The sequence below is a fragment of the Vibrio sp. E150_018 genome, assembly GCF_053544035.1.
In genome coordinates this window covers 34,022-48,104 of record NZ_JBHGNY010000014.1, presented here as the reverse complement: position 1 = coordinate 48,104, position 14,083 = coordinate 34,022, and the positions used below count along the sequence as shown (strand labels likewise).

At 42.0% G+C, this 14,083-nt stretch carries 11 protein-coding genes; all 11 read left to right on the top strand.

The features are described 5' to 3' along the window. Positions 1 to 17: 17 nt before the first annotated feature. The 11 genes from bamA (at position 18) to glnB (ending at position 14,037) form a co-directional block, all read left to right on the top strand. On the top strand, positions 18 to 2,447 hold the full coding sequence (gene bamA / locus ACE3G9_RS13165) for an outer membrane protein assembly factor BamA (protein ID WP_417879297.1): 2,430 nt from the start codon (positions 18 to 20) through the stop codon (positions 2,445 to 2,447). A 28-nt stretch (positions 2,448 to 2,475) separates the two neighbouring features. Beyond that, a complete protein-coding gene (locus ACE3G9_RS13160; protein WP_417879296.1) occupies positions 2,476 to 2,985 on the top strand; it encodes an OmpH family outer membrane protein in 510 nt (169 codons plus the stop codon). 12 nt (positions 2,986 to 2,997) lie between these two features. Then, positions 2,998 to 4,017 (top strand): UDP-3-O-(3-hydroxymyristoyl)glucosamine N-acyltransferase, encoded by a 1,020-nt coding sequence (gene lpxD / locus ACE3G9_RS13155; protein ID WP_417879295.1) that lies wholly within the window; start codon positions 2,998 to 3,000, stop codon positions 4,015 to 4,017. Between the two features lie 207 nt (positions 4,018 to 4,224). Next, positions 4,225 to 4,677, top strand: a complete 453-nt coding sequence (fabZ, locus tag ACE3G9_RS13150) for a 3-hydroxyacyl-ACP dehydratase FabZ (RefSeq protein WP_237295069.1) — start codon at positions 4,225 to 4,227, stop codon at positions 4,675 to 4,677. 10 nt (positions 4,678 to 4,687) lie between these two features. Further along, positions 4,688 to 5,476 (top strand): acyl-ACP--UDP-N-acetylglucosamine O-acyltransferase, encoded by a 789-nt coding sequence (gene lpxA / locus ACE3G9_RS13145; RefSeq protein WP_449219365.1) that lies wholly within the window; start codon positions 4,688 to 4,690, stop codon positions 5,474 to 5,476. A gap of 74 nt (positions 5,477 to 5,550) precedes the next feature. Then, positions 5,551 to 6,720 carry a lipid-A-disaccharide synthase gene (lpxB, locus tag ACE3G9_RS13140; RefSeq protein ID WP_417879293.1) on the top strand — a complete coding sequence of 390 codons (1,170 nt, stop codon included), beginning with the start codon at positions 5,551 to 5,553 and terminating at the stop codon, positions 6,718 to 6,720. Then, entirely contained in the window at positions 6,720 to 7,343 is a 624-nt protein-coding gene (gene rnhB, locus ACE3G9_RS13135) for a ribonuclease HII (RefSeq protein ID WP_417879292.1), read from the top strand. Before lpxB ends, rnhB begins: the two co-directional genes overlap by 1 nt. 219 nt (positions 7,344 to 7,562) lie before the next feature. After that, complete coding sequence (dnaE, locus tag ACE3G9_RS13130; protein WP_417879291.1) at positions 7,563 to 11,042, top strand: DNA polymerase III subunit alpha; 3,480 nt, start codon at positions 7,563 to 7,565, stop codon at positions 11,040 to 11,042. A 167-nt stretch (positions 11,043 to 11,209) separates the two neighbouring features. Beyond that, complete coding sequence (gene accA / locus ACE3G9_RS13125; protein ID WP_417879290.1) at positions 11,210 to 12,169, top strand: acetyl-CoA carboxylase carboxyl transferase subunit alpha; 960 nt, start codon at positions 11,210 to 11,212, stop codon at positions 12,167 to 12,169. Positions 12,170 to 12,268: 99 nt separating this feature from the next. Continuing rightward, on the top strand, positions 12,269 to 13,618 hold the full coding sequence (gene tilS, locus ACE3G9_RS13120) for a tRNA lysidine(34) synthetase TilS (RefSeq protein ID WP_417879289.1): 1,350 nt from the start codon (positions 12,269 to 12,271) through the stop codon (positions 13,616 to 13,618). 80 nt (positions 13,619 to 13,698) lie between these two features. After that, on the top strand, positions 13,699 to 14,037 hold the full coding sequence (glnB, locus tag ACE3G9_RS13115; protein ID WP_027696925.1) for a nitrogen regulatory protein P-II: 339 nt from the start codon (positions 13,699 to 13,701) through the stop codon (positions 14,035 to 14,037). Positions 14,038 to 14,083 lie beyond the last annotated feature (46 nt).

The following is a 14,083-nucleotide window of genomic DNA, read 5'->3' as shown; positions in this document are numbered from 1 at the left end:
GATTAATAATAAAGTTTATGGCGATCAAACGTTTATGGATTTCAACTTTGCTGATGCTCAGCACGGTTGCACACGCTGACTCTTTCGAAGTCTCAGATATTAAGATCGAAGGTCTACAGCGAGTTGCGCTTGGTGCGGTATTGCTCAAAATGCCAGTACGTGTCGGTGATACTGTTGATGAGCAGGATGCTTCCGCTATTATTCAAGCCCTGTATTCTTCAGGCAACTTTGAGGATGTAAAAGTATTTCGAGATGGTGATGTCTTATTAGTTCAAGTAAAAGAGCGTCCAACCATTGCTGAGATTTCATTTTCAGGCAACAAGGCTATTAAAGATGAGCAACTGCAGCAGAATTTAGATGCTTCTGGTATACGTGTTGGTGAAGCCTTAGATCGCACTAAACTAAGTACAATTGAAAAGGGACTAGAAGATTTCTATTACAGCGTAGGTAAATATAACGCAACGGTAAAAGCGGTAGTAACACCATTACCTCGTAACCGTTCGGATTTAAAGTTTGTGTTTACTGAAGGTGTATCGGCTAAAATTCAACAAATTAACTTTATTGGTAATGAAGTCTTTACCGATGATGAGCTCCTTTCGCGTTTTGATTTGAATGCTGATGTTCCGTGGTGGAATTTCATGGCCGATGAAAAGTATCAAAAGCAAGTGCTTGCTGGCGATATTGAAAAACTGCGTACTTATTACTTTGACCGTGGTTATCTGAAGTTCAGAGTGTTATCGACGAATGTCTCTATCTCACCGGATAAAAAAGGTGTGTATATCACGCTAAATTTAAACGAAGGTGAACCTTACACGGTGAAAGAAATTAAATTCCGTGGTGACTTAATCGGTAAACAAGATGACTTCACTGAGATGGTGCCGTTTGAAGCAGGTGATACTTATAATGGTTCGTTAGTTACAGGTCTTGAAGAAAAAATCAAGAAAACCTTGGGGGAATCAGGCTATGCCTACCCTAAAGTACAAACCATTCCTGAGTTTGATGACAATAAAAAAGAAGTAACGCTGACCGTTCAAGTGGATCCGGGCAACCGCATGTATGTACGTGATATTCGTTTTACTGGTAATAATATTACCAAAGATGAAGTATTGCGTCGTGAAATGCGCCAAATGGAAAGTGGTTGGTTAAACTCAAAATCAATTGAAACGGGTAAAGCGCGTTTGAATCGACTTGGTTTCTTTGAAACGGTTGATGTGCAAACTCAACGAGTACCAGGCACAGAAGACCAAGTAGATATTATCTATAACGTGAAAGAAGCCAACTCGGGTAGTGTGAACTTCGGTATTGGTTATGGTACAGAGTCCGGCGTAAGCTTTCAGGTTGGCTTACAACAAGATAACTTCTTAGGAACTGGTAATCGTATTGGTATTAACGCTATGACCAATGATTACCAAAAAAATGTCAGCTTAGAGTATCGTGACCCATATTGGACACTAGACGGTGTTAGTCTGGGCGGTAAGATTTTCTACAACGAATTTGAAGCATCAGAAGCGGGTATTGTTGATTATACCAACCAGAGCTACGGTACAAATTTAACCTGGGGTTTCCCTATTAATGAATTAAACTTCATTGAACTGGGGGTAGGTTATACCCATAATAAAATTTCTAACATTGATCCGTATGTGCAAAACGAAGGTTTCTTAGCTTCGCAGCAATCGGCTGGGAACTATGATACTGAATCCGGTGAATTAGATGTCGATGATTTCGATATTAATATTTCGTGGACTCGAAATAATTTAAACCGCGGTTATTTCCCAACGGCGGGTAATCATCAACGTGCAACTTTTAAAATAACCGTACCTGGCTCTGACGTTCCGTATTATAAGATGCAATATGATGCCAAGCAGTATATCCCATTAACGCAAAAACAAGATTTCACGTTATTACTTCGTGGTCGTTTGGGATATGGTAATGGTTATGGTTCAACCGATGGCAATGATAACTTATTCCCATTCTATGAAAACTACTATGCTGGTGGCTTCTCTTCATTACGTGGCTTTGGATCTAACTCAGTAGGTCCGAAAGCGGTATATGATGAAGGTGGTAGTAATGGTGGTAACAACCCTAACTATGTGGCCACTGATGAATCTGTCGGTGGTAATGCTACTGCATTGGCAAGTATTGAGTTAATTGTTCCAACCCCATTTGCTTCTGAAGAAACACGGCAATCAGTGCGTACCAGTGTGTTTGTTGATGTGGCCAGTGTATGGGATACCGAATTTAAGTATCGTGATGCTGATGCTAATATGGCCGGTAAAAATTATTATTATGATTATTCAGACCCATTTGCGTTCCGTGCTTCATATGGTATGGCACTGCAATGGATGTCACCTATGGGGCCTTTGGTGTTCTCGGTGGCGAAGCCAATTGAAATTTATGAAGGTGATGATGAAGAATTCTTTACCTTTACGATTGGTCAAACCTTCTAACTTTTTAGCCCTTTGTAAGGAAATGATTGTGAAAAAATTTATTAAAGTCGCAGGTATTAGCCTAGCAGTATTGACGTCATCTTTAGCGGTAAATGCTGCTCAAGCTGCAGAAAAAATTGGTTATGTGAATACTGCTAAAGTTTTCCAAACGTTGCCACAACGTGAGGCTATTGCGAAAAAACTTCAATCTGAATTTAAAGATGAAAAAGCCCAGCTAGATTCTCTGCAAAAGAAAATTCAGACTAAAATGGATAAAGTACGTCGTGACGGTCAACTTCTCAGTGAAGATGATATGCGTAAGCTGCAAATTGAAATTGGCTCACTACAAGCGGAATATAAAGTACAGGGTCAGTCACTAGAGCGTGATGCTAAGCAACGTGAAGCAGCTGAAAAACAAAAACTGTTTGTAACGATTCAAAAAGCAATCAAAAAAGTGTCTGAAAAACAAGGTTATGACATGATTATTGATGCACAAGCACTTCAATATGCAAAATCAGATTCAGATATCACAGATGCTGTAATTAAAGAACTAAAATAATAGAAGTCAAAGATGCCAAAACTTACTCTTGCTGAATTAGCAACGATTACAGGTGGTGAGCTACATGGAAACGGTGAATTAACGGTTTCCTCTATTGCTGCCATGGATAAAGCAGGCGAAGGTCAAATTACTTTTTTGACTAACGCAAAATACCGTAAGCACCTTGCAGAGTGTCAAGCCACTGCGATTTTAATTAAATCGAGTGAACTTGAACTTTGCCAGACCAATGCGATTGTTGTCGCAGACCCTTATTTGGCTTTTGCCTTAGTCGCACAAGCTCTGGATACTACGCCACAACCAGCAGAACGTATCGAATCAAGTGCGGTGATTGCACCTGATGCTGTGATAGGTAAAGGGGTCTGTATCGGCCACAATACCGTGATTGAATCTGGTGTGGAGTTAGGTGATAACGTTGTGATCGGCGCAGGTTGTTTTATTGGTAAAAATGCCAAAGTTGGTGATAACTCTAAAATGTGGGCAAATGTTAGCATCTACCACAATGTTGAGATCGGTAAGGCTTGCTTAATTCAATCTAATACTGTGATTGGATCTGATGGTTTTGGTTATGCGAATGACCGTGGTGAGTGGATTAAGATCCCTCAGCTTGGTTCTGTTATCATTGGTAACCGCGTCGAAATAGGTGCTTGTACTACCATTGATCGTGGTGCGATTGATGACACTATTATTGAAGATAATGTGATCATTGATAACCATATTCAAATCGCTCATAACGTTCACGTTGGCTATGGCACAGCTATGGCTGGTTGTACCACAGTAGCGGGTAGTGTCAAAATCGGTAAGTACTGTATTATAGGCGGCGCATCAGTATTGAATGGTCACATTGAAATTGCTGATGGCGTAACCATTACCGGAATGGGTATGGTGATGCGTAGTATTACAGAAAAAGGCGTATACTCATCAGGTATCCCTTTACAGAGTAATAAAGAGTGGCGCAAAACAGCGGCACGTACTCTTAAGATCGATGAAATGCATAAACGTCTAAAAACGCTTGAAAAGAAGCTTGAAGATTGATCGAATCGGTCTAACTTGTAACATCTAGGTGATTTCAATTGGTTTCTTTTCAATAAGGAATCTCGGATTTATGTAAATTGATGTTGCTTGAACACTTAAGGCCTGTCTGTTGCAGGTCTTTTTCATTTATAGCGTAATAACTTCAGTATATAATTAGTTACTTGGATATATAGACCGACTTTGCTGATTATTAATAGGATAATAATTTTGACTACAGAAAAGAAAACACTAAATATTACGGAAATTCGCGAACTTCTTCCTCATCGCTACCCTTTCCTATTAATTGATCGTGTTACCGATTATCAAGAAGAAAAGTATCTAGTTGCCTTGAAAAATGTATCGGTTAACGAGCCTCAATTTACAGGCCATTTTCCACAATTACCGATTTTCCCTGGTGTTCTTATTCTTGAAGCGATGGCTCAAGCGACCGGATTGTTAGCATTTAAATCGTTTGGTGCACCTTCTGAAAATGAATTGTACTATTTTGCGAGCATTGATAACGCGAAATTCCGTAAGCCAGTGGTACCGGGCGATCAATTAATTATTGAAGTTGAATTCATTAAAGATCGCCGTGGCATCGCACTGTTTAATGGCGTAGCGAAAGTGGATGGCGCAGTTGTATGTTCTGCTGAACTTAAATGTGCTCGTCGCGAATTTTAAAGGTAGCCTTATGATCCATGAAACTGCTCAAATTCACCCTTCTGCTGTTATTGAAGATGGCGTGAAGATTGCTGCCAACGTAAAAATTGGTCCTTTTACCTATATTGGTACGGATGTTGAAATCGGCGAAGGCACTGAAATTTATTCACATGTTGTGGTTAAAGGCCCAACCGTTATTGGTAAAGAAAATAAAATTTACCAATTTGCTTCTATTGGTGAAGCATGCCAAGACCTGAAATACAAAGGTGAGCCAACCCAGTTAATCATTGGTGATCGCAATATTATTCGTGAAAGCGTTAGTATGCACCGTGGTACGACGCAAGACGAAGGTGTGACACGAGTTGGCAGCGATAACTTATTTATGATTAATGTTCACGTTGCGCACGATTGTGTTGTCGGCAACCGTTGTATCCTTGCAAATAACGCAACACTAGCGGGCCACGTAACCGTTTGTGATTTTGCCATTATTGGTGGTATGTCTGCTGTACACCAGTTCTGTCAAATTGGTCAGCATAGTATGGTCGGTGGTGCATCGGGTGTGGCTCAAGATGTCCCTCCATTTGTGATTGCTCAAGGCAACCATGCTAAACCTTATGGTGTAAACTTTGAAGGTTTGAAGCGTCGAGGTTTCGAGAAAAAAGAAATCCATGCCATTCGTCGTGCTTATAAATCACTTTACCGTAATAAGAATACGGTAGAAGAAGCTAAGCTAGAAATGGCAGAAGATGCAGTGCAGTTTGAATCGGTACAAGCAATGATTGAATTTATTGATTCTTCTAAGCGCGGTATTGTTCGTTAATATTTTCATTTGTTAACGTGATAGTTATTAAAGAGGCCTTGTTAATTCGGGCCTTTTTTATTAGGAAAATAGATATGAAGCGTCGATTGAGAATTGGTGTAGTGGCTGGCGAACTATCTGGTGATACTTTAGGTGCAGGTTTAATTCGCGCAATTAAAGCCCGTTACCCTGATGCGGAATTTGTTGGCATCGGTGGCCCGCAAATGATTGAGCAAGGTTGCCAGTCGTTATTTGATATGGAAGAGCTTTCTGTGATGGGCTTAGTGGAAGTACTAGGTCGCTTATTCCGTATCTTGAAAATTAAAAAATCGATTGTGGATTATTTTAAGCAAAATCCACCGGATGTATTTATTGGTATTGATGCACCGGATTTTAACTTACGTGTTGAACTGGCATTAAAACAAGCGGGCATTAAAACGGTTCACTATGTGAGTCCATCTGTGTGGGCTTGGCGTCAAAATCGTATTCATGGTATTGCTAAAGCCACCAACTTAGTACTGGCATTCTTGCCGTTTGAAAAAGCGTTTTATGACAAGTTCAATGTTCCTTGTGAGTTTATTGGCCATACGTTAGCTGATACGATTCCTTTGCAAACTGATAAAGTTGCAACAAGAGATGCATTAGGTTTAACACAAGATAAAACTTGGCTGGCAGTGCTGCCGGGAAGCCGTAATGCTGAACTGAAAATGCTGTGTGAACCATTCTTAAAAGCTTGCCAACAACTTGCCAAGCAACATTCAAATTTAGGTTTTGTCGTTGCACTGGTGAATCAAAAACGACGTGAGCAGTTTGAAGCCGCATGGAAAGAGTTTGCGCCTGAATTGCATTTTGAACTACGAAACGGCACCGCACGCACCGTAATGGAAGCCTCCGATGTCGTTATGTTGGCATCTGGCACAGTGGCGTTAGAATGCATGTTGGTCAATCGACCTATGGTGGTTGGCTATCGAGTAAACGCTATCAGTGCTTTTATTGCTCGTCGTATGCTTAAAACTGCTTATGTATCATTACCGAATATTTTGGCGGATAAAGAGTTAGTGAAAGAGTTTTTACAAGAAGACTGCACACCTGAAAACTTAGCTTCAGAAGTGACTCGCTTAATGAGCGATAAAGGTCAGCAGATGCAACAAGCTTTCCATGAAATGCATCAGTGGATCCGTAAAGATGCCGATACCCAAGCAGCCAAAGCGGTGCTAAATCTTATCGATGCTGAGAAGCTGCTGACAGAGCAAGAGACAAAATAATGAGTGTTGAATTACCTGAATTTGAATATCCCACAGGCTTTGGTTTATTTGCCGGTGTCGATGAGGTCGGTCGGGGGCCATTAGTCGGAGCTGTGGTGACCGCTGCGGTGATCCTTGATCCGAATAATCCGATTGAAGGCTTAAATGACTCAAAAAAGCTAACCGAAAAGAAACGTCTCGCCTTGTTGCCTGAAATTCAAGAGAAAGCATTGGCTTGGTCACTCGGTCGCTGCGAAGCTTGGGAAATTGATGAACTCAATATTCTGCAAGCAACCATGGTCGCAATGCAAAGAGCAGTGGCAGGGTTAAAAGTGCAGCCAGAATTTGTATTGATTGATGGTAATAGAACGCCGGAATTGCCCATGCCAAGTGCTGCGGTAGTCAAAGGGGATTTGCGTGTCGCTGAAATCAGTGCTGCTTCGATTATTGCTAAAGTCGCTCGTGATGAAGAAATGAAACAGCTTGATGCTAAATATCCAATGTTTGGTTTTGCCAAGCACAATGGTTATCCAACTAAGGTGCACATGCAGGCGATTGTTGATCATGATATCGCGCAAATGCCAGAGCTTCTGGCGCAATATCGCAAAAGTTATAAACCAGTTAAGAAAGTATTAGGAATCTAACCCTTCGTACTTGAAGCTGCAGCGTTGTTGACGGCGTTCATTCGCCCCAATCGAATAGACAACCTATGCTCATGGGGTCTCATTCACTTGTTGCCTCACGGTATTTTCAATTACTTTGGGTTAGACAACCAATAAAACCATTGTTGCGTTTACCATAAACCCTTACACTTTCAGTATTCATTAGCACTTTCATTATTAAAAGCTAAGTACAGTAAATTTATGTCTGATCCTAAGTTCGTACATCTTCGTGTTCACAGTGACTATTCGATGGTTGATGGCCTCTCGAAAGTGCCACCATTGGTTAAAAAAGTCGCTGAGCTTAATATGCCGGCCATGGCATTAACGGACTTTACCAACCTGTGTGGCTTGGTTAAATTTTATAGTACCGCTCACGGTTGTGGCATTAAGCCAATCATCGGTGCTGACTTTACTGTGCAATCGCCAGACTTTGCCGATGAGCTAACCAAAATTACGGTTCTAGCCAAAAATAACATTGGTTACAACAACCTGACCCTATTGATTTCAGAAGCTTACCAGCGTGGTCATGTTCAGCACCAACCTGTTATAGATAAAGAATGGTTAGTGAATCACAAAGAAGGCTTAATCATCCTATCTGGTGGTCGTGCCGGTGAAGTAGGGCGTGCGTTACTTAAAGGTAATCAGCCACTGGTTGAGCGTTGTATCGACTTCTATCAAGAGCATTTCCCAGATCACTTCTATCTTGAATTGACTCGTACTGGTCGTGCCGATGAAGAAAGTTACTTACACTTTGCCCTCGATATTGCAGAGCAGTATGACTTACCGGTTGTTGCCACTAATGAAGTGGTATTTTTAAGTGCTGATGAATTTGATGCTCACGAAATTCGCGTGGCCATCCATGATGGCTATACGTTAGAAGATCCGCGCCGTCCTAAAAATTACAGTTCTCAACAATACCTTCGTACCGAAGAAGAAATGTGTGAGCTGTTTAAAGATATTCCCGAAGCACTGCAAAATAGTGTCGAAATCGCTAAGCGCTGTAATGTTACGGTTCGCCTAGGAGAATACTTCTTACCGAATTTCCCGACCGGTGATTTAACCATTGAAGATTTCTTGGTCAAAAAATCTCAAGAAGGCTTAGAAGAGCGTTTAGAGTTTTTATTTCCTGATGAAAAAGTTCGTTTAGAAAAGCGACCTGACTATGACGAGCGTTTGCAAATCGAACTGGATGTAATCAACCAAATGGGTTTCCCCGGGTATTTCTTGATCGTAATGGAGTTCATCCAATGGTCAAAGGATAACGATATTCCAGTCGGCCCAGGCCGTGGTTCTGGCGCCGGTTCATTGGTGGCCTATGCGCTTAAAATTACCGATCTTGATCCACTAGAATATGACTTACTATTCGAACGATTCTTGAACCCAGAACGTGTCTCCATGCCCGATTTCGATATCGATTTTTGTATGGATAAGCGTGACCGAGTAATTGATCACGTTGCTGAAATGTATGGCCGTGACGCGGTATCTCAGATCATTACTTTCGGTACTATGGCAGCGAAAGCGGTAATTCGCGATGTGGGTAGGGTGCTAGGGCATCCTTATGGTTTTGTTGATCGCATTTCAAAGCTTGTACCGCCTGATCCGGGAATGACGCTGGCTAAAGCCTTTGATGCTGAGCCACAACTACCCGAGTTGTATGCCGCTGATGAAGACGTTAAAGAACTCATCGACATGTGCAGGATCCTCGAGGGTTGTACTCGAAATGCCGGTAAGCATGCTGGTGGCGTGGTGATTTCTCCTACTACGATTACCGACTTTGCCCCTATTTATTGTGATTCGGAAGGTAACTTCCCCGTAACGCAATTTGATAAAAATGATGTGGAAACGGCCGGCTTAGTTAAGTTTGACTTCTTAGGTCTACGAACCTTAACTATCATCGATTGGGCACTCGGTTTAATTAATCCTAGGCTGAAAAAAGAAGGCAAAGATCCGGTTCGCATCGAAGCGATTCCTTTAGAGGATCCAGCATCATTCCGCTTGCTACAAAACTCAGAAACGACGGCGGTATTCCAGTTGGAATCTCGTGGTATGAAAGATTTGATCAAGCGTCTACAGCCTGACTGTTTTGAAGATATTATCGCTTTGGTGGCCTTGTTCCGTCCGGGCCCACTGCAATCGGGCATGGTAGATAACTTTATCGACCGTAAGCATGGCCGTGAAGAAGTCTCATACCCTGATTCAACATGGCAACATGAGTCACTAAAAGAAACTCTAGAGCCAACTTACGGCATTATCTTGTACCAAGAGCAGGTAATGCAAATTGCGCAGATTCTGGCTGGCTATACCTTAGGTGGCGCGGATATGCTGCGTCGTGCGATGGGTAAGAAGAAACCTGAAGAGATGGCGAAGCAACGTTCGATCTTTAAATCGGGTGCTGAAAGCATCGGGGTTGATGGCGAACTGGCGATGAAGATCTTTGACTTGGTAGAAAAGTTTGCCGGTTATGGTTTTAACAAATCTCACTCCGCAGCGTATGCACTGGTTTCTTATCAAACATTGTGGTTAAAAACCCATTATCCTGCTGAATTTATGGCGGCGGTAATGACAGCCGATATGGATAACACTGAAAAAGTGGTCGGTTTGGTCGATGAATGTATTCGTATGAATCTTAAAGTGCTGCCACCGGATGTGAACTCAGGCTTGTATCGCTTTAATGTGAATGAAGACGGCGCGATTGTTTACGGTATCGGCGCGATAAAAGGGGTCGGTGAAGGGCCAATTGAAAATATTATCGCTTGTCGTGAACAAGGCGGTTATTTTAAAGACCTATTTGATTTCTGTGCACGTGTTGATCTGAAAAAATGTAACAAGCGTGTGATTGAAAAACTGATTCAAGCTGGTGCTCTTGACCGTTTAGGTCCGCACCGCGCAGCCATGATGGCTTCACTTGATGAAGCCGTTAAAGCCGCTGGGCAATTTCATCAAGCTGAAGCCTTTGGACAATCCGATATGTTTGGTGTATTGACTGAGGCGCCAGAAGAGGTCGAGCAGGCATATGCTCAAGTCCCAAAATGGCCTGAAAAAGTCTGGTTAGAAGGTGAACGTGCTACTTTAGGTCTATATTTGACTGGGCACCCAGTCAATTCTTATCTCAAAGAGCTGGCGAAATATACTAATTGTCGATTAAATGATTTACAGCCAACTCGCCGTGATCAATCACTCACGGTTGCCGGTTTAGTGATTGCTTCACGTGTGATGACTACCAAACGTGGTACACGAATTGGCTTAATGACTCTTGATGACCGCTCGGGTCGACTCGAAGTGATGTTGTTCTCCGATGCTTTAGAACGGTATGCGGAATTGTTAGAACAAGATAAAATAGTGGTGGTTTCTGGACAGGTCAGCTTTGATGACTTCAACGGTGGGCTTAAGATGTCGGCCCGAGAAGTGATGAGTCTCGCTGATGCACGTGAAAAATATGCCAAAGGGTTATCGATCTCTATAGAGCAATCTCAGGTAGATGGTCAATTCTTTGAGAAATTTAATCGAATTTTAGAACCGTACCGAGCGGGTACGGTGCCAGTAAATATTTATTATCAACGTCAAGATGCCAGAGCAAAACTGTCACTGGGCGTCGAGTGGCGAGTAACACCAGACGATAATTTACTGGATGATTTAAAACTTCTGCTCGGTTCTAAGCAAGTAGAACTCGAATTTAACTAAAGAACAGGGCATTATTAGTACATTGTTATTCAAATTATGAATTGGTTGCTTCGGTTTACAATTTAGTTTTGAATATTTTCAGTGATGCTCTGTATACTTTTTATCGCCGTTGACGGTTCAATGCCTTAAAGTGATAAAAGAATTAAAATGAAATAAAGGATCCATTGATGAGCCTAGATTCTCTTGAATTTGAAAAACCTATTGTTGAACTTGAAGCTAAAATTGAAGCTTTACGTGAGGTTTCGCGCCACGGTGGCGATGCGTCGGTTGATTTAGAAAAAGAAATTAACCAACTAGAAAAAAAGAGCTTAGAGCTAAAGAAGAAAATCTTTAGTGACCTAGGTGCATGGCAAGTTGCTCAACTTGCTCGCCATCCTAAGCGTCCATATACGCTCGATTATATTGAACATGTTTTTACAGAGTTTGATGAGCTTGCTGGTGATCGTGCTTACGCGGATGATAAAGCCATCGTAGGTGGTTTAGCGCGTATCGAAGGCCGCCCAGTCATGGTGATTGGCCATCAAAAAGGACGTGAAACCAAAGAAAAAGTACGTCGTAACTTTGGTATGCCTCGTCCAGAAGGTTATCGTAAAGCATTGCGCTTAATGGAAATGGCTGAACGTTTTAAGGTTCCAGTGATTACTTTCATCGACACTGCAGGTGCATACCCTGGTGTTGGAGCGGAAGAACGTGGTCAATCTGAAGCGATTGCTCGTAACTTAAAAGTGATGTCAGGCTTGAAAGTTCCGGTTATTTGTAATGTAGTTGGTGAAGGTGGTTCTGGTGGTGCACTCGCCATTGGTGTTGGTGACTACGTTAACATGCTGCAATATTCAACGTATGCTGTAATTTCACCAGAAGGTTGTGCTTCTATTTTATGGCATGATTCAGATAAAGCCCCACAAGCGGCTGAAGCAATGGGACTGGTGGCTCCTCGTCTGAAAGAGCTAGGCCTAATTGATACGGTAATCAGTGAACCGCTAGGTGGCGCTCACCGTGATTATGTTGCTACTGCTGAAAACATGAAAGCGACATTACTAGCACAGTTAGATGAGCTTGAAGCGTTAGATAATGAAAACCGTTTAGAGCGTCGTTATCAGCGCCTAATGAGCTACGGTTACTGCTAAGCTCATTTGACTATTAAGGTTGATCAACGGTAAAGCGGGCTTAGGCTCGCTTTTTGTTTTTCTTCTCCTCGCTTTTACTTTTGTTTTAATGGAATTAACATGTTGTATCAAGGTTTTGTTCAGCGTTTATTGAGCCATCTCGGAGAGTCAACTCGTTTGGTGTTGGCGCTAAGCGGTGGGTTAGATTCACGAGTTCTGCTACATCTACTTGCTCGATTTAAGTGTGACTATCCGCAATATGATTACCTAGCGGTGCATATTCACCATGGATTAAGTGATAACGCCAATCATTGGCTACAACAATGTCAGCAGTGGTCACAACAAGTTAATATTCCATTTGTAGCAGAAAAAGTGCAACTAGAATTAGGAAATCGCATTAGTTTAGAACAAGCGGCAAGAACTGCTCGTTACCAAGCGCTATCTCAACACCTCAATTCCTCTAGTCTATTGCTGACCGCACATCATCAAAGCGATCAACTGGAGACCTTTTTGCTGGCATTAAAACGTGGCAGTGGTCCGAAAGGTTTATCTGCAATGGCAATGGAAGGTAAGTTTAAATCTGCACGCCTGTTACGTCCAATGCTCGATGCATCTCGTGCAGATATGTTCACCTATGCTAAGCAACATCAGCTCGATTGGATTGAAGATGAAAGTAACCTTGATACTCGTTTTGATCGAAATTTTATCCGCCATCAAGTTGCACCAATTTTAAGACAGCGCTGGCCGAATATTGAAAAAACTGTCGCACGTAGTGCAGCCTTGTGTGCGCAACAAGAATCATTGCTTAATGAGCTTCTCTATGAGCGTTATAAGCAAATGTGTAGTGAAGATGGGGCATTATCGGTCTTTTTACTAAAAGAGCAGTCAGAGGCGGCGAGAGACGCTATTTTAAGGCTTTGGCTACAAGAGCAAGGTTTCCTAATGCCAAGTGCTAAGCAGTTAGCGAAAATATGGCAAGATGTGGTACTCGCCCAAGCCGATGCTGCGCCAGTATTTCGTTATGGTAATACTCATATTGGTCGTCATCAACAGCAGCTTTGGGTGTTTAGTACCATGCAAGATCTTAGCGCTGATGTTTTGAATTGGGATATCAAGCAGCCTCTTACTTTACCTGATGGCCTTGGTCGTTTGGAGCTCAAGGAAAGAAATCAGCTTGAATCTTTTGATGCCACCAGTCTTGCAGCGAATCGTATTCAAACCTTGTCACTGCCTGTTGGCTATAATCAGATTAAAGTGACATTCAGTGCAACCGGTATTCACGCTCATCCACAAGATCGACAACATGGACGAAGTTTAAAAAAATTGCTGCAAGAATATCAAATACCGACTTGGCAGCGACAACGTATTCCTTTTCTAGTTGATGGTACCGAATTGATTGCCGCTGCAGGGTTGTTTGTCGGTAAGCCTTATAGTGGTGTTGATTATCAATTGATTTGGCATAAGAAATAGCGAATTAGGATTGTATCTTTTCAGAGTCTTAGATGAGGGGTATACTCAAAATAATTTCAGAGTTTTAGGGATAAGAACCAATGAAAAAAATTGAAGCAATCATTAAACCATTTAAGCTGGATGACGTACGTGAGGCGCTAGCGGATGTTGGTATCACAGGTATGACAGTATCGGAAGTTAAAGGTTTTGGACGTCAGAAAGGCCATACAGAGTTGTATCGTGGCGCAGAGTACATGGTTGACTTTTTACCTAAAGTGAAGTTAGAAATTGTGGTTTCTGATGATGTGGTTGATGAGTGTATTGATTGCATCATGCAAACCGCACAAACGGGTAAAATCGGTGATGGCAAAATTTTTGTTACAGAAGTTGAGCGTGTCATTCGTATCCGTACCGGTGAAGAAGACGACGAAGCGGTATAATACCAACCGAATACATTACTATACCCAGTTACTTGGGTATAATTAA